This window comes from Bartonella sp. AC329YNZD (genome assembly GCF_042196685.1).
In the GTDB taxonomy this organism is placed as follows: domain Bacteria; phylum Pseudomonadota; class Alphaproteobacteria; order Rhizobiales; family Rhizobiaceae; genus Bartonella.
On the sequence record NZ_JBHIQS010000005.1, the window covers coordinates 88,965 to 111,461 of the forward strand.

Here is a 22,497-nt window from a genome sequence, read left to right on the forward strand (position 1 = left end):
AACTTTGATTTTTTTGATTCGTTTTTTGTGGAATTTCATTATGATGAAAGAGATAGGTAAAAAGCCTCACGTATTGATTGTTGAGGCACGTTTTTATGAGGGGATTTCTGATGCGCTTTTGAGAGGTGCAGTGAATACTTTGCAAAAAGCTGAAGCAAGTTATGATGTTGTAACGGTTCCTGGAGCATTAGAAATACCAAGTGCAATAGCTTTTTCTGAACAAAACAAGATATCGTATGATGGTTATGTTGCTCTTGGTTGTGTTATTCGGGGTGAAACATATCACTTTGAAATTGTTGCTAATGGTTCTTGTCGTGCATTGATGGATTTAACTGTTCATCAACACTTGGCTATTGGAAATGGTATTTTGACTGTTGAAAACGAAGAACAAGCATGGGTGCGTGCAAAACAAGATAACAAAAATAAAGGTGGTTTTGCGGCTGAAGCTGCTTTATGTATGATCGCTCTAAAAAAGAGATTTGGAGATAATCGTTAAATATGGCTGATATAAAAAGCAGACATTTTCCGCGTTCAGCCAATAAACGTGGAGCAGCAAGACTTGCTGCAGTTCAAGCACTCTATCAAATGGATATCGTGGGTTCGGGGGTGATGGAAACTGCAGCTGAGTATGAGGCTTATCGTTTGGGAAAAGATATTGATGGAGACCAATATCTTGAAGCTGATTTTCAATGGTTTTTGGCTATTATAACGGGTGTTGTAAAAGATCAAAAGCAGCTTGATCCGCTGCTTCATCAACAGCTTTCCGCAGAGTGGTCTCTTTCACGTCTTGATTCTATCTTACGCGCAATTTTACGAGCAGGTTTATGGGAGTTGATCAACCGTAAAGATGTCCCTATTGCAGTTGTTATGAATGAATATGTTGATATAGCAAAGGCGTTTTTTGAGGGTGAAGAGCCCAAACTTGTTAACGCAGTTCTCGATAGTATGGCAAAAAAAGTCCGACTCTAAGAGTTACAATCTTTTATATTATGAGACCTGACAATAATCAAATCTCATAATATTAAAACGATATGTAAACTATATTTTAGTTATTGGTTGGTAGATTCGTAGGACCTTTTATAATTTGAATTAAGAAAGGGTGTTCTTTTGTTACGGTTGGTGTTGTTTTCGTAATGAAATCAAAAACTTGACCGTCTTTTAGACCGTAGTTAGAAACTTTTACAACTTGATTCTTTGTATTGAAGTAAATGGCTAAAACTTTGCGATCAATGATCTTTGTTTTCATAAACTGCATCCCACGGTATCGTGTCTGTGAGATATAATAAAAAACTTCATTATCATATTTTGTTTTTAATGAAGGAGTTCCTAAAGTTAAAAGAACTTGCTCTTGACTTGAGCCAATAGAGATAGAACTTAGAGCATTTTTATCAAGAACATAGCCTTCTCTATAAATTTGGCTCGAACCTGAAGAATCAAAAAGACTACACCCAGCAAGCATTCCTATGCTTGCTATTGATAGACCAATCAATAATTTACGTTTGATTAAGGCTATTATGTGAGGCATTTGAAACAATGACATCTCCTTTTTATACTTAGATGTAACACAAGAAGGCAACCTCAAGTTTTTTCTAATTTTAACTTAATCTACCGTAGCTTACACTGAGTTTCCCTGTTATAAAGCAAATTATGCCATATAGAATTTCTTTAGAAAAGAAAAAAATGCATAAATACTTGAGATAAATAAAAACATGGTGCTTTACGCGTTTTTATGTTTGGGAGTTGTCTATGAATGTTCAAAATGTTCCTCAAATGACATTTGCTTTGGCTTATCCAATATCTGTACGTTCTCTCCCTGCTAAAGGTATAAGGGTTCATTTTTGTGCAAACAAAAAAGAATGTACACATTTAGCCCAGAACCATGATTTAATTGAAGTAAAATCTTGTGAGGGAAAATTTCATATTTTCCCGTGGAAAAAACGCGGAGTGCGTATAAAAGGTCTGTTACAAGCACGTATACTACAGTTATGTATTGTTACATTAGAACCTTTAGAAAATATTCTCTGTGAAAATATTGACGTTGTTTTTGTTCCTGAAGATTCAAATTTGATAAAACCCAAAATATCAGAAGGGACTGGAGAATTATTTTTAGATGTGGAGGGGCTTGATACTCCGGAAGTATTTTATAATGATAAAATTGATATTGGTGCAATCATGGAAGAGTTTTTTGAGTTGTCTATTAATCATTATCCACGTAAAGAGGGGATAAATATGCATGTGGTTAAAAATTTAGAAGAAGCAGAGCAAAAACTCTCGCCATTTTCTGTTTTGAAAAATTGGAAGTAATTGTAAAAACATAAAAAAATTATCTATTGTATGCTATGATAAAAACGATATTTTCCGCGGAGCTATTTTCGCAAGATATGTTTTGTGAGTATTCAGAAGCCAAAAATCATAATATACATTTAAAAATGTAAATAAAAGATGTGGGATATGCAAGCGTGATTAGAATTTCTGTGGATGTTATGGGTGGTGATTACGGTCCAGAAGCAGCTATTGCAGGAGCAGCAATTGTACAAAAATATTTGTCAAATATTTATTTTCTGTTTTATGGGATAGAAGAGATCGTTAAGCCAGTTTTAAAAAAATATCCCTGTTTAGATTCTGTCTCGCGCTTTTATCCCACAGAAAGTTATACGCGCATGGATGAAAAGCCAAGCCAAGCACTTCGTAATGGACGTGGTAAATCATCAATGTGGTATGCCATTGAAGCGATAAAAAATGGTGAAGCTGATGCCTGCGTTTCTGCTGGTAATACGGGAGCGCTGATGGCTATGTCTTATTTTTGTTTAAAAATGCTAGCAGAAGCTGAACGTCCTGGAATTGCGGGTATCTGGCCAACACTTCGCAGTGAGAGTATCGTTTTAGATATTGGGGCAACAATTGGTGCGTCTGCTCGTCAGTTGGTGGATTTGGCGGTTATGGGAGCGGGTATGTTTCGCGCTTTGTATCACACTGAAAAACCAAGCGTTGGGCTTTTAAATGTGGGGGTGGAAGAGGTTAAAGGACTATACGAAATAAAAAAAGCAGGAATGATATTACGTGAAGTACAATTAGAAGGATTGGAATATAAAGGATTTGTTGAGGGCAATGACATTGGGAAAGGAACAGTAGATGTTGTTGTAACAGAAGGGTTTTCTGGTAATATTGCTTTAAAAACCGCAGAAGGGACCGCGCGACAGATAGGAGAGATTTTAAATTCTGCGTTGCGCAGTTCTTTTTTAACATCTCTTGGTTATTTTTTATCGCGGGGAGCTTTTCGTACACTGAAACATAAAATGGATCCCGATAGGGTGAATGGAGGAGTACTTTTAGGCTTGAATGGTGTTGTCATCAAAAGTCATGGCAGTGCTAATGCTAATGGTTTTGCTTCTGCTATCCGAGTTGGTTATGAGATGGTTAATAACGGACTTTTACAAAAAATAACTGCTGATTTACGGCGATTTCATGAAAATAAAGGAACACTTTTTGATCAGGAAGAAGAAGCAGTGATGAATGGAGAGTCCTTATGATAAGCTCTTATAATAGAAATGAAAAGTCTGAAAAAAGGTGAGAGCTGAATGATTCGATCAATTATACGTGGTGTAGGAAGCGCTTTGCCAAAAAGAAGTTTGTCAAATGATGAGATTGCAAAGTTTGTTGAAACATCGGATTCATGGATTGTTCAGCGTACAGGAATACATCAACGTTATATTGCCAATAAAAATGAAACAACCGTTTCTTTAGGAGTCGAAGCTGCGCAAGAAGCTCTTATAAATGCTGGTCTTACAATAAAGGATATTGATTGTATTATTTTAGCAACCTCAACACCAAATCGTACTTTTCCTGCTTCTGCTGTTGAAATTCAGTATGCTTTGGGAATGAGCCATGGATTTGCTTTTGATATTCAAGCTGTTTGCTCTGGTTTTATTTTTGCTTTAACAACAGGAGATGCTTATATACAGTGTGGAGCAGCTAAAAGAATTTTAGTTATTGGATCCGATACATTTTCTCGGATTTTAGATTGGGAAGATCGTACGACGTGCGTTTTGTTTGGTGATGGTGCGGGAGCTGCTATTTTGGAAGCGCAAGAAGTTGAAGGGGGGATTGCTTTTGAGCGTGGTATATTATCTGCAAAACTACGTTCTGATGGTGCTTATATAGATAAGCTGTATGTTGATGGTGGACCTTCAACAACACAAACAACAGGCTATTTGCGTATGGAAGGACGAGAAGTCTTTAAATATGCTGTTGGTATGATAACGGATGTGGTTGATGATTGTTTTGCAGATGCAGGTATGAATTCTTCACAACTAGATTGGTTTGTACCTCACCAAGCTAATAAGCGCATTATTGAAGCATCTGCTAAAAAACTGGGAATTTCACCAGATAAAGTTGTAATTACCGTTGATCAACATGGTAATACGTCTGCTGCATCAGTTCCGTTGGCTTTAACAACAGCTGTTTGCGATGGAAAAATAAAAGAAGGAGATCTTATCATGTTAGAAGCTATGGGAGGTGGATTTACATGGGGAGCAATTCTTATTCGTTGGTAAATTATGGCTACTTGACCATATTTCAAGTAAACGTATAAGTCATTTTGTAATTTTTAATATTTAAATAGGTGGTTATAATGACAAGTAAGACAGTAACGCGTGCAGATTTAGCGAGCGTAGTTTGCAAAAAAGTGGGCTTGTCACATACTGAATCAGCAGCTTTGGTCGAATTGGTTTTGGATGAGATTTGCAACTCACTTGTAAGAGGTGAGGCTGTTAAACTCTCTTCTTTTGCAACTTTTCAGGTGCGCAGTAAAAATGAACGTGTTGGGCGCAATCCAAAAACAGGTGTTGAAGCGCCTATTCCACCACGACGTGTTGTAACATTTAAGGCTGCAAATGTACTTAAGCAGAGAGTTTTAGATTCGCATCGTGCAAGACAAAAAAATAGTATATCATAAATAAACGCGTGATAATGTTTGGTGTTTATTTAAAAATGTATAAATATAAGATAAAGTCCTGTATTTTGAGAAAAAAACTGTTTAGTAAGTAGTCAATTATGGTCCTATTTTTGACTAATCTTGTTGAGAAATTGAAACGTAATGAATCATTGTCAAATCATTTTTCGTGTTTTAGATAAGGTGTTGAAAAATGGATAAAAGCTCTGATGCTTTTCGCACAATTAGCGAAGTAGCCGAGTTGTTGGAGCTTCCGCAGCATGTCTTGAGATTTTGGGAAACACGTTTTAGGCAGATTAAACCAATGAAACGTGGAGGAGGAAGACGCTATTATCGTCCGGTCGATGTTGATTTACTCAATGGTATTAAGCAGTTATTATATGATCAAGGTTATACAATAAAAGGTGTGCAGCGTCTTTTGAAAGAAAATGGGGTTGCTTTTGTAACTGCTTTTGGGAATGGCGATCTTGATACCATGAATATTGTCATAGAGAAAAATCAAGTAGGACAAACTTTCGAAAATACCAGCAATAAGCCTAAAAAATCTTCTTTTGGGCTTTTGAGTTTCATAAAGAATGAGGGAGAAGCATCTGTTGGTTCTGTGAATCTTTACAAAGATAAAACCGATAAAGCATTGTTGCAAGAAATACTGTTTGAACTCATTGAATGTAAGCGTGTTCTTGATAGAGCACGATAATGTTTTTTTATTTATGTTCTCTTATTTTTTGGGTAAAACATGCGTTTGGAGGTTTCTTTATAAATCAGTATAGCGTCTAGCGCAGTCATGTGTCGTAGATATTAAACATTTTATAATGTGTGCCCCGAGCTTTATATGTTAAACAAGCATAATGTACCATATGTATCTATTTGACGAATTTTTTTTATAAGAATTTTAGATTTGGTATAATATGAAGAGGGGAAAGAATTAACGTTGAATTTTGCAATTTTTCTTTGATTTAGCTGTATAACTCTTAGGGAAGTTAAAATAACATTTAGTCAGTGGAAGTCGCGAAATTTATAACGCTATTGTGTTTCCAATTCACACACTTGTTTTAAAGAGATATCTTTGAAAGCATCTAAGCCCATTTTGCTACGGTGCTTGTGAATAGTATAACGGTAAATCCATTGAGCACCAACATTTTTACGCTTGTAAAAGAGTAAGCTGGTATCATCATTATATTTAGCTCGCCTTCAATGTTTGCAAAAAACTTAGCTCTTGAGACTTTTTAGTCCTTTTTTAAATAGTTGCCACACACTCATCCCGCTTGTCACGTACAAGCGAATAATTTTGGTTGATTCAACACAAAAAGATTTGAAATGAGAGTATCCTATGATAGTCGAGATTCTTATTTAATATGAATAATAGTATATATTATTATAAATCAATATGTTGTCTTTTTTTGATAATACTATACTTTATGAATAAGATACATTATCATTCAGCTAGTTTACATATTTATTAATAAATATAATCTTGTTTCCAGTTTTATTTCTTGATGTTGCTATAATTCGTAATGATTTATCTATGATAATAGCACCATCTTTCTATTATAAAGCTAATAGATTAATGCTAGAAATTGGTATTTATTAATATTCAATTGTCTAAGATTTTTGCATTTAAACGGCTTATAACTCTTACATTCAATTTTTACTCATCCGCTTTGTAGAGTGTGATCAGATGATCCTTTCTTGTGATAGGTAATTATGTATAAAACCCCAAAACACGACAGTATCAAATCGTTTTATTTTGTATAAAAATTGATATCTTACCATCTTCTGTGATTTATATATTTATTACACGTTGCAAATCTGGAGGTGTTGCCTCATTTGAGAGTTGTTTAATCACATCTTTTATAGATAAAAAGGTTTGATTCGTACTTCCTAAGCGGCGCATATTTACGCTGTTTGTTTCAGCTTCACGTTTGCCGCATACCAAAATTACGGGAACTTTTTGTAAAGAATGTTCTCGTATTTTATAGTTAATTTTTTCATTGCGGAGATCTGTTGTTGCTGAAAGCCCAATAGCTTTAAGTTTTGCTGTTATTTTTTTGGCATATTCATTTGCTTCAGATGTAATTGTTGCAACAACAACTTGTTCAGGAGCAAGCCAAAGTGGCATATGTCCAGCAAAGTTTTCGATTAATATACCAAGGAAACGCTCCATTGATCCAAAAATAGCACGGTGGATCATAACAGGTTGACGTTTTTCTGAATCTTTATCAATATAGAATGCACCAAAACGTTCAGGGAGATTAAAGTCTATTTGTGTTGTTCCACATTGCCATTCACGACCGATAGCATCCTTTAATGTATATTCAAATTTTGGACCATAAAATGCTCCTTCACCTGGAAAGATGCTTGTTTTGATTTGTCCTGCAAATTTTGTTTCAATCGTTTTAAGGACAGATTCCATGATACTTTCTGCATGATCCCATAATGCATCAGATCCAACTCGTTTTTCTGGACGTGTTGAAAGCTTAAGACTGATTTCTTTAAAACCAAAATCAGCATAAGTTGATAAAATAAGATCATTAATACTGAGACATTCATCGGCTAATTGTTCATCAGTACAAAAAATATGCGCATCATCTTGTGTAAAACCACGCACACGCATAAGACCATGTAAAGAACCTGAAGGCTCATAACGGTGCACAAGACCAAACTCAGCAAGTCTAATAGGCAAATCACGATAAGATTTTAAACCATGTTTAAAAATTTGCACATGACCAGGGCAATTCATTGGTTTAAGAGCATAAACATTCCCATGATCTGAATCTTCTGCTGCTGGAATTGCTTTGAACATGTTCTCCTTATACCAGCCCCAATGGCCAGATATTTCCCAAAGTGACCTATCGAGAACTTGTGGCGCATTAACTTCAGCATATTGATGATCATCAAGGCGTCTACGCATATAGTTGATCAAATTTTGGAACATTTTCCAGCCTTTTTTGTGCCAAAAAATCATTCCTGGTCCTTCTTCTTGAAAATGAAATAAGTCCATTTCACGTCCCAAGCGGCGATGATCACGCTTTTCAGCTTCTTCTAACATATGGAGGTAGGCTTTTAAGTCATTTTCATTTGCAAATGCTGTTCCATAAATTCTCGTAAGCATCCGATTATTGGCATCGCCACGCCAATAAGCACCTGCGACTTTCATTAATTTGAAAGCATTTCCAATTTGGCCTGTAGATTGCATGTGCGGTCCGCGGCAAAGATCAAACCACTCTCCTTGATAATAGATTTTTAAATCTTGATTTTCAGGAACGCTATCAATAAGTTCAACTTTATAAAATTCCTTTTTCTCAGAAAAAATTTTTCTTGCTTTTTCACGAGACCAAATTTCTTTCCTAAAAGGTTTATTGCGTTGAATAATTTCACGCATTTTTTTTTCAATGACGGTAAGATCATCTAATGTAAAAGGTTGTTGGCGTGCAAAATCATAATAGAATCCATTCTCAATAACAGGACCTATTGTCACTTGCGTTTCAGGAAAGAGTTCTTGCACTGCTTCAGCAAGAACATGGGCGCAATCATGTCTTATAAGTTCAAGAGCACGTGAATCTTCTCGGGTAATAATCTCTACTTGACCAGATTGTCCCAATGAATCCGATAGATCTCGCATAATGCCATTAAGACTATAGGCGACTGCTTTTTTTGCTAATGATTTAGAAATGGATTCTGCTAATTCCAAACCTGTCATTTCGGCGGGGTAATTACGTTTTGAACCATCTGGAAAAGAAAGAGAAATAGAGCAAGACATAAAAACACCCTTTAAATCCAATTCCGCTAACGATTGCGGATGGTTTTTCGTGAAAACTAAGTAAAAAGCTTATAGACTAATTTTTCTATCAGTACATATAAAAAAAGAAAAGGATTATTTATTGTGTTTGTCAGAAATTTTCCAGTAACGCCAAGGTTTATAAAAACAGCAAGAATTTCCCAGTAATGGAGGGACTGGATCAAAGCCAGCTGTTCCAAAGGGTCCACAACGCATGATACGAAAAAATCCCATCCATGCACCAGCCCAAAGCCCATGGCGTGCAATCGCTTCATATGTATATTCTGAACAAGTTGGGGCATGGCGACACTGATTGCCTATAAGACTCGAAAGTGTTATTTGATAGAGACGTATTAAGCAAATGCCCAATAATCGTCCGGGTGTTTTTTGCCAAGTGCCAGTGTAATTTCGAGTCAATTTTTTTTGTCGAGATTGCGATTTGAACATTTATTTTTCTTCAATTTTTTGAATACAATCTATCGTTGCCTCAAAGGGCAGTAGTGTTGCTGCATGGCGCACTTTATAGTCTTTAATGGGCTGTAAGCAAGAAAAATCCTCAAATGGAGCTTGAGGAGAAGGACCATCTTGCGTTAGCATTTGATAGATAATTTCACGCAATATTTTAAGATCTTGTGTTGTTTTTCCGATGATATGAGATGCTAAAAGTGAAGCCGAAGCTTGCCCTAGCACGCATGCGTGTATTTCATGGGCAAAATCCGTAATAATATCATTTTTTACTTTTAAATCTACGATAATTGTTGAACCGCAAAGGTGTGTATGTTTCCTTGATGTTGCATCAGGATTATTAAGGCGCCCAATTTTGCTTATATGTGCTGCATATTCAATTATTTTATCATTATAGATATTATCAATCATGCGCTATTGCCTGAAATTTTGAGAGCTGTGATTGTTTAAACTTTTAATTCGCTTATATAGAGATTATACAAAATGAAATAGATATTTAGCAAATGCTTTGTAGAGAGTAGGGTTGGAGTTTTTGAATGCGTAATGTTGTTAAAGAAGGTTCAAAGGATTCTTTTTTATCTGAAGAAAAGCGTCCTAATATTGAAGAGGTAGAAGAAGCGATTCGTACATTACTCTTATGGGTAGGGGAAAATCCAAGTAGAGAAGGGCTTTTAGATACACCAAGACGTATGGCTAAGGCATATCGCGAGCTTTTTAATGGTTATAGTCAATCGGTTGAAGAAACTTTAGGCACGGTTTTTGAAGAGGTTTCAGGATACAATGAATCGGTAATCGTAAAAAATATACCTTTTTATTCACACTGTGAACATCATATGATCCCAATTATCGGGAAAGCGCACATAGCCTATCTTCCTAATACAAAAGTCGTTGGCCTTTCAAAAATTGCACGTGTTGTAGATATTTTTTCTCGTCGTTTACAAACACAAGAAGCTATGACAGCGCAGGTAGCTCACGCTTTAAAAACATATCTAAAACCCCTTGGTGTCGCAGTACTGATTGAGGCTGAGCACATGTGTATGACTATGAGAGGAATTCAAAAACAGGGTTCTACAACAATTACCAAAAACTTTCATGGTTCTTATGAAAAAGATCAAGCTGCACAAGCATATTTTATGATGATGGTTCAAAGATCATAGGAAAGCCCATATTTCTCGTAATCTTTATTAAGTTATAAATTATCTGGATAAAATAAATTATGAGAAACAGAAAATTGGCTTGTACCTTTCTTGATGATTTGTTAAAGGCTGGAATCCAAAGTTTTTTGTTTCACCACGTGCGGTCGTGGCGGAATTGGTAGACGCGCAGCGTTGAGGTCGCTGTGGGGCAACCCGTGGAAGTTCGAGTCTTCTCGACCGCACCATTTGGCAATTAATCTCTGTAATGAGAGGAAGTTGTGTAAAAAGAGAATGTATCATTATAAAGAAATCTTTCTTTTTTTATTATTTGTTGGTGTATTTCCAATAATGTTTCATTAATTTTTCATTTTTTATTACTTTAATTCTGTGCATTTGAAATGTTATATTTTTTATAGGGTGGGATGGTGTTGCAGTGAAAAGTATAGTGGTTTTAAGATATTTAACACTTCTTATTTGTATTTCTTTATTATCAGCATGTAGCGATTCGCGTGCTGTACTTTGGCATGGGGTGCATGCAACTCCTTCTATGATTGCAGTAGAAAGGGAAGTTGAAGGAAAACCAATTTCTCCAAAAGCCATTGTTCCAGTGTATGTTGCAACAAGTCGTATGATGCAAAATAATTACTCTCAACCTTATGGCATAGAGCGATCAAATAAAGTGCATTATAATCGTGTTGATGTAGGAATCCCCCAGCAACATGTAAAGGGAGTTGTTGAAATAAATGCGTATAAACCTACGCATGATAAATATTTTGCAGCAGTAGCATTACAAAAATACGATAATAAAGAACAGTTTAAGCAGCAATTAAATGCTGCTTTAGCAAAAAAGCCAAAAGGAAAAAGAGAAATTTTTCTTTTTATCCATGGATATAATAATAATTTTGCAGATGGTACATTTCGTACGGCGCAGTTTACACACGATTATTCTTTAAATGTTGTCGCTGTGCATTATTCTTGGCCTTCTGCTGGATCAGTTCCTCTTTATATTTATGATCGTGACAGTGCTAATTTTGCCCGTGACGGATTAATAGAGCTTTTGACACTTATTAGTGAAACCAATGCTGATCAGATTTCGGTCATTGCACATTCTATGGGCAATTTTGTTATAATGGAGGCATTTAGAACTTTAGCCCTACAGGGAAAATATAAGCCTATTCATCGTATTACAAGTTTATTAATGGCTGCACCAGACATTGATGTTGATGTATTTGAGCGCCAACTTAATGATATAAAAAAACTCCCACAGCCAACAGCTATTTTAGTATCCAGAGCGGATAAAGCTCTTGCTGTTTCAGGACGTCTTACGGGTGGACATCATCGTGTGGGTGATGGCTCAGATATTGAAATGTTGCGTAAAAACGGAATAGCTGTTCTTGATTTCTCTCATGTAGATGGAGGGGCCCATAATGTCTTTGCATCTTCGCCAACATTGATGGCTCTTTCTCGAGAAGGTTCTTTGGCTTCAACAATTATGCAAGGTACAGAATTGTCACCTAGTCAAGCTCTTCTTGCTGATGGTAGTAGTGTGTTGGAGAAAACAACACATCTTATCCTTTATACACCTGTACGTTTTCTCTCTCCACGAATTCCACGTTGATAGTGAAAAGAGAAAAAAGGTTTCATCGAATAATGCATTAGAATAATATTTTTTAGCACTTTCTTTAGAATGCCTTTGTAAAATAAAAATAAATAGCGGAATGAATGTAAAAAAACAGTCATTAGGTAAGTTTGTGATGAATGCACGAAAACGCTATGTCAATACCCCTACAGTTGTTGATTATTTATCTCATTCCGCAATTAAGTTGTTAGACATTCATACTATGCTTGTGAAGGTGAGAAAAGGTGATATGGGGGAAAAACCAAATTTATTGCGTCAAATTGATTCTACGAAACAACAATTAGATGAGATAAGCCATGCTCTTATTTTAGAATATCGTAAACGTCAAGAAAATGAACGCTTTTTAAAACAAATTCTGCTATCCATTTCCGATCAACTTTTTTCACTTAATAATGGTTTTAAGGAAACTGGGCGTCTTTTCTTTCAAGAAGTTAGAATACTTCAATCCCAGATGCAATGTTTATATGAGGGGAAGGAGAGGTTGCATTTATTGAATAGCCAAGAAGCTTTTTGTTCTCCATCAAAAATTGATGAAATCATTAAACAGTTACAAAAAGCGCGAGAAAAGCTTATTATTGAAAGCCCTCATCTCTTTGAGAAAAAAACAAAAGCTAAACAATAAAAGTTTTTTTAATTGAAAAGATAGATAATTTCACACAAAAAACGCTGTTAGAAGACTATAGTCTTTTTAAAGAAAAGAATTTGCAATAATAAACAAGTCGCGTGTATTTGATAATCACACTTTTTATTGCATTAAAGCTTTAAGAGACTTTGGTTGTATCTTTGGTAAAGTTAAGCAGGGAAGACTTTATTAGCAAGAATCAGATTGTGTAAAGAAGCGCAAGGACATATGATGTTTATATTTTTTATGTTCCGATAAAAATAAAGAAAAAATCTCAAATTAGAAATTAAAGGTGGATGAAAAGGCAAGTTAAGTAAAAGCAATACAAGGTTATCAGCATCACTTGTAATGTCATCTCCTCAGGGTAAATATGCCATAAAAAAGTTGGAACAAAATATCAGTTTTTTTTGCATGAGCTTGTATAAAGTTAACGATATCTTCCTTAAAAACTATAATGATATTCGTTTTTGAAGAGAGATCAAAAATTATCGCATTAAGATTAACAAACGTGAGTACACCAATATTTTTAATTTATATATCCTATTGTAGGATTTAAATTTTACGATGATATTAAACGTACTATATAATAGATATTGTATATGCTTGATAAGGTTTTTTTATATAGAGATAGTGTACAATATCTTCACACGTTTAAAATAATGACCAATAAAATCTAAAAATTAGCTGTATCTTTAGCATTTTTATTTTCTATAGAGATTGGCAAAAAATCTGTTCCTGTAGGACTGGAGGAAAAGATCATAGAGCTTTATGGTTTAGATAAAGAGAAGGCTTTACTCCTAAGGAAAGCAGCTTATGCTTGTCGCAAAAGTTTTACAATCAAGACTTCTGATCCGTTGAGGCATGAGGCGGTTGGTGAGTTTGTTAGAAGTTTAGAGAATTTTTCACAACAAAACTTAGCAGAATTAAAAGACCTTCTTGAGAAAGTTTGCAAAAAAAGAGGCATCCTATAGAGATAGGTTGAAAAATCCTATTCCCTAACTTTTATCCACGTATCCCGTACTTTAAAAAAAATAATAAAATCAATAAGTCACTTGCAGTATAAAATTGAATGGTGGGCGATGAGAGACTCGAACTCCCGACATCCTCGGTGTAAACGAGGCGCTCTACCAGCTGAGCTAATCGCCCAATGCAATAATCAGCAACTGAATGAACCCTCTTTAAGGAAATTTTTTTCTAAACGCAAGAATAAAGATAGTATTTGATAATTTTTTTAAAAAATGCATAATCCTTCTTGACATAAACGAATGAACCCCTTACACGACCGCTTGTACCAAATAAATTAATTGGTTCAAAAAATGCGCGGGTGTAGCTCAGTTGGTTAGAGTGCTGGCCTGTCACGCCGGAGGTCGCGGGTTCGAGCCCCGTCACCCGCGCCATTTTCTATTTCCTCATAGGACTTTCTTTTTAAGATGTCCTTGTACTGTAGGTTAGGTGGTAGAGTATTTGATTTAGGGGGGGAAGTAAGTATATTTTTTCTTTTTATATGATTATAAGAATAGGACTTGCGTCTTTTTTTTCTCTGCGTTACCTATGCCGATGAGAAAAGTATCGCTCTGTATATCTTTGAAGCTGTATAAGCAGAGTCAATGAAGCGGTTATTAAGTTTGCCTGTTTGATTTCGCAATATTGAATAATTGTGTTAAGCTTAGGCATTTCGTTACGATGGAAGAGGGTTATGGCTTATTTATTGAGCTCTTATTTACCGGTTTTGATCTTTATTATTGTTTCGGCAGTTATTGCTGGAGCTTTGTTGATTATACCTTACATTGTAGCATATCGTTCCCCCGATCCTGAAAAGTTATCGGCTTATGAATGTGGGTTTAATTCATTTAGTGATGCTCGCATGAAGTTTGATATTCGTTTCTATTTGGTATCAATTTTATTTATTATTTTTGATCTTGAAGTTGCTTTTCTTTTTCCTTGGGCTGTTTCATTCAAATCGATAGGTGTGTTTGGCTTTTGGTCGATGATTGTGTTTTTAGCGATTTTGACTATTGGATTCATATATGAATGGAAAAAAGGAGCTCTTGAATGGAATTAAAATCTAATCATTCAACAATTACAGCTCCGAAACCAAAAGGAATCATTGATCCCAATACTGGTGAATTGATAGGATCTAACGATAAGTTTTTTCGTGATATTAATGCTGAATTATCAGATAAGGGTTTTTTAGTTACCTCGGCAGATGCTTTGATTACTTGGGCACGTACCGGTTCTTTAATGTGGATGAGTTTTGGTTTGGCTTGTTGTGCTGTCGAAATGATGCAATGTTCAATGCCTCATTATGATAATGAGCGTTTTGGATATGCACCACGAGCTTCTCCCCGTCAATCAGATGTGATGGTGGTGGCAGGTACTCTAACAAATAAGATGGCTCCTGCTTTAAGAAAAGTGTATGATCAGATGCCAGAGCCGCGTTATGTGATTTCTATGGGATCATGTGCAAATGGCGGGGGATATTATCATTATTCCTATTCAGTGGTGCGTGGCTGTGATCGTATTGTGCCTGTCGATATTTATGTTCCAGGATGTCCACCGACAGCAGAGGCATTATTATACGGCATATTATTGTTACAGAAAAAAATCCGTCGTACCGGATCCATAGAGCGATAGAGAGTTTTCTTGTCATGATGAATGAATCATTGGTTGAACTTGCGGCTTATTTGGAAAATAAGTTAGGAAATAAGCTTGAAGAGACTGTTCTTGCTTTTGGTGAATTGACTATTGTGGCACGTCTTGATGCAATTATCGATGTCTTAATGTTTGTTCGTGATGATTCTCACTGTCAATTTATTAATCTTACAGACATTAGTGGTGTGGATTATCCTTCTCGCGATAAGCGCTTTGATGTTTCTTACCAATTATTATCCCCTCGTGAAAATTTACGCTTACGTGTAAAAGTTCGTACGGATGAAAATACTCCCGTTGCTTCAGCTTGTACGGTTTATCCTGGCGCAGAATGGTATGAACGTGAAACGTATGATATGTATGGGATTTTATTTTCAGGACATCCGGATTTAAGACGGATTTTAACAGATTATGGTTTTGAAGGATATCCTTTACGTAAAGACTTTCCCGTGACAGGATTTGTTGAATGCCGTTATGATAATGAAGCAAAGAGAGTGATTTATGAACCTGTTGTTTTACGCCAAGAGATGCGTAATTTTGATTTTCTTTCTCCTTGGGAAGGAGGACAATATATTTTACCATGTGATGAAAAAGCAGAGGGTAAAAAATGATATTGGTTTTGATAAGGCGTTCTATTAGAATAGCGCATTTTTTTAATAATTAATGTTTTTAATATGATAGATTTTTTTAATATTTGATATGAAGTTTTTAAAAAAGCAAGGGGTTGATTGTGGCTGAGGTCAATGTTCGAAACTTTAATATCAATTTTGGTCCGCAACATCCTGCAGCGCATGGCGTTTTGCGCATGGTTCTAGAGTTGGACGGTGAAGTTGTTGAGCGTGTAGATCCACATATTGGATTATTGCATCGTGGTACCGAAAAATTAATGGAAACAAAGACCTATCTTCAAGCGGGTCCTTATCTAGATCGTTTAGATTATGTTGCTCCTATGAATCAGGAACACGCTTTTGTTCTTGCTATTGAAAAATTATTGGATATTGAAGTTCCTAAAAGGGGGCAATTAATACGTGTTTTATTTTGTGAAATTGGGCGTATTCTGAACCATTTGCTTAATGTAACGACACAGGCAATGGATGTTGGTGCTTTGACACCTCCTCTTTGGGGGTTTGAGCAACGTGAAAGATTGATGATTTTTTATGAACGTGCCTGTGGCGCTCGTCTTCATGCAAATTATTTTCGCCCCGGTGGTGTGCATCAGGATTTACCAGAATCTTTAGTTGAGGATATTGGTAATTTTATTGATTCATTTCTTGTTTCTCTTGGTAAACTTGATGCGCTTGTGACACCAAATCGGATTTTCAAGCAGCGTAATGTAGATATTGGTGTCGTAAGTATTGATGAAGCTTGGGCACGTGGTTTTTCTGGAGTTATGATCCGTGGGGCTGGTGTGCCATGGGATTTGCGTAAAAGTCAGCCTTATGAATGTTACGATGAAATGGAATTCGATATTCCTATAGGTAAAAATGGTGATTGTTATGATCGCTATCTTATTCGTATGGAAGAAATGCGTCAATCAGCGAAAATTATGCGTCAATGCGTAGAACGGTTACTGGGGACTGAAAAGAAGGGACCAGTTTCGAGTTTGGATCGCAAAATTGTACCACCAAAGCGGAACGAAATGAAAAGTTCAATGGAAGCATTGATTCATCACTTTAAACTTTATACGGAGGGTTTTCACACACCTCCTGGAGAAGTGTATGTTGCTGTAGAGGCTCCAAAGGGTGAGTTTGGTGTTTATCTTGTTTCTGATGGAACCAATAAGCCTTATCGTGTCAAGTTGCGTGCTCCTGGATTTGCTCATCTCCAAGCTATGGATTTTTTAACCCGAGGCCATATGTTGGCGGATGCTACAGCTATTTTGGGTTCGATTGATATTGTTTTTGGGGAGGTTGATCGCTAATGTCCGTACGCCGTCTTGCAGATGATATCTATCAGCCCGCAGAGTTTTCTTTTACAAAAGAAAATCAAATATGGGTAAAAAATACTATAGAAAAGTATCCTGTCGGGCGTGAGCAATCAGCTGTCATTCCGTTATTAATGCGTGCACAAGAGCAAGATGGTTGGGTGACACGTGCTGCAATTGAACATATCGCTCAAATTCTTTCTATGGCATATATCCGTGTCTTAGAAGTTGCTACTTTTTATACTCAGTTTCAGCTTAAGCCTGTTGGAACAAAAGCGCATATTCAAGTTTGTGGGACAACGCCTTGTATGTTACGTGGTTCTGATGAATTGATTAAAGTTTGTCAGAAAAAAATTCATCATGAGCCTTTTACAACCAATCAGGATGGAACATTGTCATGGGAAGAGGTGGAGTGTCTTGGTGCTTGTGTTAATGCTCCCATGGTTATGATTTTTAAAGATACTTACGAAGATCTTACAGCGGAACGCCTTGAAGAGATTATCGATGCATTTGAGGCGGGAAAGGGTCCTGAGATAGCTGTTGGTCCGCAAAATAGTCGTAAATCGTCGGAGCCAATTAGTGGTTTAACATCTCTTCTTGATGATGAAGAAAAAAGTAAATCTCTCAAGGGATCAAAGAAAAAGGATAATAAGGGAATGGAATCTTAGTAAAAATTTTTTTGAAAAGATATTCCATTATGTCACTCATTTATAACAACATTTGATTAAAAGTAGAAAGTTTCAAGATTTTTTTTAAATTGCATTTGAGGAAAAGCTAAAAATGCTACGGGCAATAGAAAAAAAGGTGGGGTATGCTAGCTGATAAAGATCGTATCTTCACCAATATTTATGGTTTAAAAGACAAATCATTAAAGGCTGCGATGTCGCGTGGACATTGGAATGGTCTGAAAGGGATTATTGACAAAGGTCGTGACTGGATTATTGATGAGGTGAAGGCGTCGGGTTTACGCGGTCGTGGTGGTGCTGGTTTTCCTACCGGAATGAAATGGTCTTTTATGCCAAAGCAGAGTGATGGGCGTCCTCATTATTTGGTTGTCAATGCTGATGAATCAGAGCCTGGGACATGTAAAGACCGTGATATTTTACGGCATGATCCCCATACTTTGATTGAAGGATGTGCAATCGCTACTTTTGCTATGGGAGCCAATGTTGCTTTTATTTATATTCGTGGTGAATATATTCGTGAGCGTGAAGCGCTACAAGCTGCCGTTGATGAATGTTATGATGCAGGTTTGCTTGGCAAAAAAACAAAATATGGGCATGCTTGCGATATTATCATTCATCATGGAGCCGGTGCTTATATTTGTGGTGAAGAAACGGCCCTTCTTGAAAGTCTTGAGGGAAAAAAGGGACAACCTCGGCTTAAACCACCATTTCCTGCTAATATGGGGATTTATGGCTGTCCAACAACAGTCAACAATGTAGAGTCCATTGCCGTTGTTCCAACAATTTTGCGGCGAGGAGCTTCGTGGTTTTCATCAATTGGGCGGGCGAATAATGTTGGCACAAAATTATTTATGGTTTCAGGGCATGTTAACGCCCCTTGTACATTTGAAGACGCTCTTGGTGTTTCATTCCGTGAATTAATTGAAAAACATACGGGTGGTATTCGTGGTGGATGGAATAATCTTTTAGCAGTTATTCCAGGGGGGGCTTCTTGTCCAGTCGTCCGTGGTGAGGATATGATCGATGCGATTATGGATTTTGATGGGATGCGAGATGTCGGGTCTTCTTTTGGCACAGGGGGAATGATTGTTATGGATAAATCAACCGATATTATCAAAGCAATTTGGCGTATAGCTGTTTTTTTTAAGCACGAGAGTTGTGGTCAGTGTACACCGTGTCGTGAGGGGACGGGTTGGATGATGCGTCTTTTAGGACGTATGGTTGAGGGAAGAGCGCAAAAACGCGAGATTGATCTTTTATTTGAGGTTTCTCAACAAGTTGAAGGGCATACTATCTGTGCTCTTGGCGATGCTGCAGCGTGGCCTGTACAAGGGCTGATTCGTAATTTCCGTCCAGAAATTGAACGTAGAATTGATGAATATACGCGAAATGTCGTCCAAAGAAAAAATATTGCTTTGGAAGTCGTGGGATAGAAAATTTTTTAAAGAGCAACCGAATGCAAATTTTAAGTGGATTATCCGCAGGTTGGATGGGTGATGATAAATATCAAAGTTGATGGCAAAGAGATTGAAGTTCCTGATTACTACACGCTGCTTCAGGCTGCCGAGGCAGCTGGGGCAGAAATACCACGTTTTTGTTTTCATGAATCTTTGTCAATTGCTGGAAATTGTCGCATGTGTTTGGTTGAGGTTAAGGGTGGTCCTCCAAAACCTCAGGCTTCTTGTGCTATGGGGGTTCGTGATTTACGGTTAGGACCTAACGGTGAAGCGCCTGAGATTTTTACCAATACGGAGATGGTAAAAAAAGCACGTGAAGGTGTTATGGAATTTCTTCTCATTAATCATCCTTTGGATTGTCCAGTATGTGATCAAGGGGGAGAATGTGATCTTCAAGATCAAGCAATGCTTTATGGGCGAGATTGTTCTCGTTATACAGAAAATAAACGTGCTGTAGAAGATAAATATATTGGACCTCTTGTCAAAACTGTTATGACACGGTGTATTCATTGTACACGGTGTGTTCGTTTTACAACGGAAGTTGCAGGTATTTCTGAGCTTGGTTTGATCGGTCGTGGTGAAGATGCTGAAATTACGACGTATCTTGAAAAAGCTATGACATCTGAATTACAGGGAAATGTTATTGATCTTTGTCCAGTGGGGGCTTTAACCTCAAAACCTTATGCATTTCATGCCCGTCCGTGGGAATTGGTCAAAACGGAATCGATTGATGTGATGGATGCGCTTGGTAGTGCTATCCGTATTGATAGCCGCGGTCGTGAAGTTATGCGGATTATGCCGCGCACGAATGAAGATGTAAATGAGGAATGGATCTCTGATAAAACGCGTTTTATTTGGGATGGATTACGGACTCAGCGGCTTGATAGGCCATATGTACGCAAAGATGGAAAGCTTCAACCTGTCAGTTGGACAGAAGCTTTTGCAAAAATTAAAATGGTGATCTCTAAAATCTTTCCAGAAAAAATTGGAGCCATTGCTGGAGATCTTGCTTCTGTTGAAGAAATGTATGCCCTTAAGGCATTATTGAGTTCGTTGGGCTCAACGCTCTTTGATTGTCGCCAAAGAGGAGTTGCTTTATCGCCTGAGTTTGGGCGTTCGAGTTATATTTTTAATCCTACAATTGCAGGTATTGAACAGGCTGATGCTCTGCTTATTGTGGGATCTAATCCACGTCATGAAGCGGCTGTTTTAAATGCACGCATTTTAAAGCGCCAACGAATAGGAAATTTTCCTATTGCATTAATTGGAGAGAAAGTTGATTTACGTTATCCTTATTCTTACCTTGGATCTGGAAGTGATACATTAACGACACTTATTCGGGGAGAGGATGCTTTTTTAAATGTCTTAAGAGAAGCAAAGAGGCCCCTTATTCTTATTGGAGAGGGAGCAATTTCAGGAAATGAAGGTTTACCTGTTTTAAAAAATCTTGCTAAATTAGCGGATGATATAGGTGCTCTTAGTGAGACATGGAATGGATTTGGAGTTCTTCATAATGCAGCATCAACTGTTGGAGGGTTGGATATAGGCTTTACTTCTAAGCTTGGGGTTGCCAATATTCTAAAAACCTGTGAAATTTTATTTCTACTTGGTGCTGATGAAGTAGAATTAGCTGATACAAAAGCTTTTATAGTTTATATTGGTAGCCATGGTGACAATGGTGCGCATGCTGCTGATGTTATTTTGCCTGCATCTGCTTATACTGAAAAATCAGGGCTTTATGTAAATACAGAAGGGCGTGTTCAAATGACAAATCGGGCTGGTTTTGCTCCAGGTGAAGCAAAAGAAGATTGGGCTATTTTACGTGCTTTATCGGATGTTTTAGGACAAAGGCTTCCTTTTGATTCTCTTTCTCAATTAAGACAATGTTTGTTTAATGATTATCCACATCTTTGTGCCGTTGATGATATAGTGCCTTCTGATATAAGTAATCTTAAGGTGCTTGGTTCAAAAATGGTTTCTCTAGAGAGTCAAACATTTACTTCTATGATTAAAGACTTTTATTTGACAAATCCGATAGCACGTGCTTCTGCCGTTATGGCTGAATGTTCATCTCTTGCAAAAAACCGTGTTACGCAAACTGTAGAGTAAAGGCAAAGGAAAAGGAATAATGATGTATGATTTCTTTATGACTTGGCTGTTGCCATTACTTATTATCGTTGGAAAAACACTGCTTCTTTTAGTCGTTCTTTTGATCTTAGTTGCTTATCTTCTTTACGCAGATAGAAAAATTTGGGCAGCGGTACAATTGCGTCGTGGACCAAACGTTGTTGGCCCATGGGGTTTGTTACAGTCTTTTGCAGATTTAATTAAATTTGTTGTTAAGGAGCCTATTATCCCTGCAGGTGCAAATAAGGGTGTTTTTCTTTTAGCTCCTTTTGTTTCAGCGACACTTGCTTTATCAACTTGGGCTGTTATTCCTGTCAATGAGGGCTGGGAGGTTGCAAAGATTAATGTTGGCTTGCTTTATATTTTAGCCATTTCATCTCTTGAAGTTTATGGTGTTATTATGGGGGGATGGGCATCAAATTCAAAATATCCTTTCTTAGGAGCTCTTCGTTCGGCGGCACAAATGGTTTCTTATGAAGTTTCCATTGGTTTTGTGCTTGTGAGTGTCATTTTAATAAGTGGTTCGTTAGATCTCACAACAATTGTTTTTAAACAAACGCACGGGCTTGGTACAACTCTTGGTCTTCCTTTTAACAGTTTTCTCGATTGGAATTGGTTGGTCCTTTTTCCAATGTTTATTATATTTTTTATTTCTGCGCTTGCAGAGACAAACCGTCCTCCGTTCGATTTGGTGGAAGCAGAATCTGAACTTGTTGCTGGTCATATGGTTGAATATTCTTCAACGCCTTACATGCTCTTCTTTCTAGGTGAATATGTTGCGATTGTTTTAATGTGCGCATTAACAACCATTCTATTTCTGGGCGGTTGGCTGCCTCCTTTAGATGTTTGGTGGCTTAATTGGGTTCCTGGTATCATTTGGTTTGTTTTAAAAGTCTGTTTTGTATTTTTTTGGTTTGCTATGGTTAAAGCTTTTGTTCCACGTTATCGCTATGATCAGCTCATGCGGCTTGGTTGGAAGGTTTTTCTTCCTCTCTCACTAGCAATGGTTGTGATAACTGCTTCTTTTTTAAAATTTACGGATTTCGTTTAAGAGGAGATTTTA

22 protein-coding genes, 3 tRNA genes and 1 pseudogene are annotated in these 22,497 nt (G+C 36.9%); 21 read left to right on the forward strand and 5 right to left on the reverse strand.

Going from position 1 to position 22,497, the window contains the following annotated elements; genetic code table 11:
- Positions 1–40: 40 nt before the first annotated feature.
- On the forward strand, positions 41–496 hold the full coding sequence (locus ACFIMW_RS04135; protein ID WP_375608300.1) for a 6,7-dimethyl-8-ribityllumazine synthase: 456 nt from the start codon (positions 41–43) through the stop codon (positions 494–496).
- A 2-nt stretch (positions 497–498) separates the two neighbouring features.
- On the forward strand, positions 499–969 hold the full coding sequence (gene nusB / locus ACFIMW_RS04140; RefSeq protein ID WP_375607112.1) for a transcription antitermination factor NusB: 471 nt from the start codon (positions 499–501) through the stop codon (positions 967–969).
- A gap of 76 nt (positions 970–1,045) precedes the next feature.
- Here nusB and ACFIMW_RS04145 read toward each other — a convergent pair whose 3' ends face one another.
- Positions 1,046–1,525 carry an outer membrane protein assembly factor BamE gene (locus ACFIMW_RS04145; protein ID WP_375608335.1) on the reverse strand — a complete coding sequence of 160 codons (480 nt, stop codon included), beginning with the start codon at positions 1,523–1,525 and terminating at the stop codon, positions 1,046–1,048.
- Positions 1,526–1,746: 221 nt separating this feature from the next.
- Between ACFIMW_RS04145 and ACFIMW_RS04150 the strand changes: the two genes are divergently transcribed.
- The 5 genes from ACFIMW_RS04150 (at position 1,747) to ACFIMW_RS04170 (ending at position 5,648) form a co-directional block, all read left to right on the forward strand.
- On the forward strand, positions 1,747–2,304 hold the full coding sequence (locus ACFIMW_RS04150; RefSeq protein ID WP_375608299.1) for a DUF177 domain-containing protein: 558 nt from the start codon (positions 1,747–1,749) through the stop codon (positions 2,302–2,304).
- A 155-nt stretch (positions 2,305–2,459) separates the two neighbouring features.
- Positions 2,460–3,530, forward strand: coding sequence for a phosphate acyltransferase PlsX (gene plsX, locus ACFIMW_RS04155; protein WP_375608298.1), 1,071 nt, complete (start codon positions 2,460–2,462; stop codon positions 3,528–3,530).
- 48 nt (positions 3,531–3,578) lie between these two features.
- A complete protein-coding gene (locus tag ACFIMW_RS04160; RefSeq protein WP_375608297.1) occupies positions 3,579–4,553 on the forward strand; it encodes a beta-ketoacyl-ACP synthase III in 975 nt (324 codons plus the stop codon).
- Positions 4,554–4,630: 77 nt separating this feature from the next.
- On the forward strand, positions 4,631–4,954 hold the full coding sequence (locus ACFIMW_RS04165; protein WP_375608296.1) for an integration host factor subunit alpha: 324 nt from the start codon (positions 4,631–4,633) through the stop codon (positions 4,952–4,954).
- A gap of 190 nt (positions 4,955–5,144) precedes the next feature.
- Positions 5,145–5,648, forward strand: a complete 504-nt coding sequence (locus ACFIMW_RS04170; protein ID WP_375608295.1) for a MerR family transcriptional regulator — start codon at positions 5,145–5,147, stop codon at positions 5,646–5,648.
- A gap of 1,086 nt (positions 5,649–6,734) precedes the next feature.
- On the opposite strand, the gene thrS is transcribed toward ACFIMW_RS04170, so the two are convergent.
- The 3 genes from thrS to ACFIMW_RS04185 form a co-directional block, all read right to left on the reverse strand.
- Positions 6,735–8,711, reverse strand: coding sequence for a threonine--tRNA ligase (gene thrS, locus ACFIMW_RS04175; protein ID WP_375608294.1), 1,977 nt, complete (start codon positions 8,709–8,711; stop codon positions 6,735–6,737).
- Positions 8,712–8,825: 114 nt separating this feature from the next.
- The gene (gene yidD, locus ACFIMW_RS04180; protein ID WP_375608293.1) at positions 8,826–9,176 is read right to left on the reverse strand and encodes a membrane protein insertion efficiency factor YidD; all 351 of its coding nucleotides are present in this window, start codon (positions 9,174–9,176) and stop codon (positions 8,826–8,828) included.
- A complete protein-coding gene (locus tag ACFIMW_RS04185) occupies positions 9,177–9,605 on the reverse strand; it encodes an iron-sulfur cluster assembly scaffold protein (RefSeq protein WP_375608292.1) in 429 nt (142 codons plus the stop codon). It lies immediately after the preceding gene.
- A 125-nt stretch (positions 9,606–9,730) separates the two neighbouring features.
- On the opposite strand from ACFIMW_RS04185, the gene folE reads away from it, so the two are divergent.
- The 5 genes and pseudogenes from folE to ACFIMW_RS04210 form a co-directional block, all read left to right on the forward strand.
- Positions 9,731–10,351 carry a GTP cyclohydrolase I FolE gene (gene folE / locus ACFIMW_RS04190; protein WP_375608291.1) on the forward strand — a complete coding sequence of 207 codons (621 nt, stop codon included), beginning with the start codon at positions 9,731–9,733 and terminating at the stop codon, positions 10,349–10,351.
- A gap of 139 nt (positions 10,352–10,490) precedes the next feature.
- Positions 10,491–10,575, forward strand: a tRNA-Leu gene (locus tag ACFIMW_RS04195).
- 188 nt (positions 10,576–10,763) lie between these two features.
- A complete protein-coding gene (locus tag ACFIMW_RS04200) occupies positions 10,764–11,948 on the forward strand; it encodes an alpha/beta hydrolase (RefSeq protein ID WP_375608290.1) in 1,185 nt (394 codons plus the stop codon).
- A 136-nt stretch (positions 11,949–12,084) separates the two neighbouring features.
- A complete protein-coding gene (locus ACFIMW_RS04205; RefSeq protein WP_375608289.1) occupies positions 12,085–12,591 on the forward strand; it encodes a hypothetical protein in 507 nt (168 codons plus the stop codon).
- A 677-nt stretch (positions 12,592–13,268) separates the two neighbouring features.
- Positions 13,269–13,562: pseudogene (locus tag ACFIMW_RS04210) on the forward strand (XRE family transcriptional regulator); the annotation flags it as partial.
- A 99-nt stretch (positions 13,563–13,661) separates the two neighbouring features.
- Here ACFIMW_RS04210 and ACFIMW_RS04215 read toward each other — a convergent pair.
- A tRNA-Val gene (locus ACFIMW_RS04215) sits at positions 13,662–13,737 on the reverse strand.
- A gap of 174 nt (positions 13,738–13,911) precedes the next feature.
- On the opposite strand from ACFIMW_RS04215, the gene ACFIMW_RS04220 reads away from it, so the two are divergent.
- From ACFIMW_RS04220 to nuoH, 9 genes are all read left to right on the forward strand, one after another.
- Positions 13,912–13,988: transfer RNA gene (locus ACFIMW_RS04220), tRNA-Asp, on the forward strand.
- A gap of 299 nt (positions 13,989–14,287) precedes the next feature.
- Entirely contained in the window at positions 14,288–14,653 is a 366-nt protein-coding gene (locus ACFIMW_RS04225; protein WP_375608288.1) for an NADH-quinone oxidoreductase subunit A, read from the forward strand.
- Positions 14,644–15,225, forward strand: coding sequence for a NuoB/complex I 20 kDa subunit family protein (locus ACFIMW_RS04230; RefSeq protein WP_375608287.1), 582 nt, complete (start codon positions 14,644–14,646; stop codon positions 15,223–15,225). The genes ACFIMW_RS04225 and ACFIMW_RS04230 overlap by 10 nt, the downstream gene beginning before the upstream one ends.
- A gap of 17 nt (positions 15,226–15,242) precedes the next feature.
- Complete coding sequence (locus ACFIMW_RS04235) at positions 15,243–15,851, forward strand: NADH-quinone oxidoreductase subunit C (protein WP_375608334.1); 609 nt, start codon at positions 15,243–15,245, stop codon at positions 15,849–15,851.
- A 119-nt stretch (positions 15,852–15,970) separates the two neighbouring features.
- Entirely contained in the window at positions 15,971–17,161 is a 1,191-nt protein-coding gene (locus ACFIMW_RS04240; protein WP_375608286.1) for an NADH-quinone oxidoreductase subunit D, read from the forward strand.
- Positions 17,161–17,832, forward strand: coding sequence for an NADH-quinone oxidoreductase subunit NuoE (gene nuoE, locus ACFIMW_RS04245; protein WP_375606833.1), 672 nt, complete (start codon positions 17,161–17,163; stop codon positions 17,830–17,832). The genes ACFIMW_RS04240 and nuoE overlap by 1 nt, the downstream gene beginning before the upstream one ends.
- A 143-nt stretch (positions 17,833–17,975) precedes the next feature.
- A complete protein-coding gene (nuoF, locus tag ACFIMW_RS04250) occupies positions 17,976–19,283 on the forward strand; it encodes an NADH-quinone oxidoreductase subunit NuoF (protein ID WP_375606834.1) in 1,308 nt (435 codons plus the stop codon).
- Between the two features lie 63 nt (positions 19,284–19,346).
- Positions 19,347–21,416, forward strand: coding sequence for an NADH-quinone oxidoreductase subunit NuoG (gene nuoG, locus ACFIMW_RS04255; protein WP_375606835.1), 2,070 nt, complete (start codon positions 19,347–19,349; stop codon positions 21,414–21,416).
- 22 nt (positions 21,417–21,438) lie between these two features.
- Positions 21,439–22,485, forward strand: a complete 1,047-nt coding sequence (gene nuoH / locus ACFIMW_RS04260) for an NADH-quinone oxidoreductase subunit NuoH (protein WP_375606922.1) — start codon at positions 21,439–21,441, stop codon at positions 22,483–22,485.
- Positions 22,486–22,497: the final 12 nt, after the last annotated feature.

Excerpts from the sequence above, each read along its gene's own strand:
- ACFIMW_RS04160 (WP_375608297.1), top strand. The coding sequence starts at position 3,579 with ATGATTCGATCAATTATACGTGGTGTAGGAAGCGCTTTGCCAAAAAGA.
- ACFIMW_RS04230 (WP_375608287.1), top strand. The coding sequence starts at position 14,644 with ATGGAATTAAAATCTAATCATTCAACAATTACAGCTCCGAAACCAAAA.
- ACFIMW_RS04170 (WP_375608295.1), top strand. The coding sequence starts at position 5,145 with ATGGATAAAAGCTCTGATGCTTTTCGCACAATTAGCGAAGTAGCCGAG.
- nuoG (WP_375606835.1), top strand. The coding sequence starts at position 19,347 with ATGATAAATATCAAAGTTGATGGCAAAGAGATTGAAGTTCCTGATTAC.
- ACFIMW_RS04150 (WP_375608299.1), top strand. The coding sequence starts at position 1,747 with ATGAATGTTCAAAATGTTCCTCAAATGACATTTGCTTTGGCTTATCCA.
- nuoH (WP_375606922.1), top strand. The coding sequence starts at position 21,439 with ATGTATGATTTCTTTATGACTTGGCTGTTGCCATTACTTATTATCGTT.
- thrS (WP_375608294.1), bottom strand. The coding sequence starts at position 8,711 with ATGTCTTGCTCTATTTCTCTTTCTTTTCCAGATGGTTCAAAACGTAAT.
- nusB (WP_375607112.1), top strand. The coding sequence starts at position 499 with ATGGCTGATATAAAAAGCAGACATTTTCCGCGTTCAGCCAATAAACGT.
- nuoF (WP_375606834.1), top strand. The coding sequence starts at position 17,976 with ATGCTAGCTGATAAAGATCGTATCTTCACCAATATTTATGGTTTAAAA.
- ACFIMW_RS04225 (WP_375608288.1), top strand. The coding sequence starts at position 14,288 with ATGGCTTATTTATTGAGCTCTTATTTACCGGTTTTGATCTTTATTATT.
- folE (WP_375608291.1), top strand. The coding sequence starts at position 9,731 with ATGCGTAATGTTGTTAAAGAAGGTTCAAAGGATTCTTTTTTATCTGAA.
- ACFIMW_RS04165 (WP_375608296.1), top strand. The coding sequence starts at position 4,631 with ATGACAAGTAAGACAGTAACGCGTGCAGATTTAGCGAGCGTAGTTTGC.
- ACFIMW_RS04135 (WP_375608300.1), top strand. The coding sequence starts at position 41 with ATGATGAAAGAGATAGGTAAAAAGCCTCACGTATTGATTGTTGAGGCA.
- ACFIMW_RS04205 (WP_375608289.1), top strand. The coding sequence starts at position 12,085 with ATGAATGCACGAAAACGCTATGTCAATACCCCTACAGTTGTTGATTAT.
- ACFIMW_RS04145 (WP_375608335.1), bottom strand. The coding sequence starts at position 1,525 with ATGCCTCACATAATAGCCTTAATCAAACGTAAATTATTGATTGGTCTA.
- nuoE (WP_375606833.1), top strand. The coding sequence starts at position 17,161 with ATGTCCGTACGCCGTCTTGCAGATGATATCTATCAGCCCGCAGAGTTT.
- ACFIMW_RS04185 (WP_375608292.1), bottom strand. The coding sequence starts at position 9,605 with ATGATTGATAATATCTATAATGATAAAATAATTGAATATGCAGCACAT.
- ACFIMW_RS04235 (WP_375608334.1), top strand. The coding sequence starts at position 15,243 with ATGAATGAATCATTGGTTGAACTTGCGGCTTATTTGGAAAATAAGTTA.
- yidD (WP_375608293.1), bottom strand. The coding sequence starts at position 9,176 with ATGTTCAAATCGCAATCTCGACAAAAAAAATTGACTCGAAATTACACT.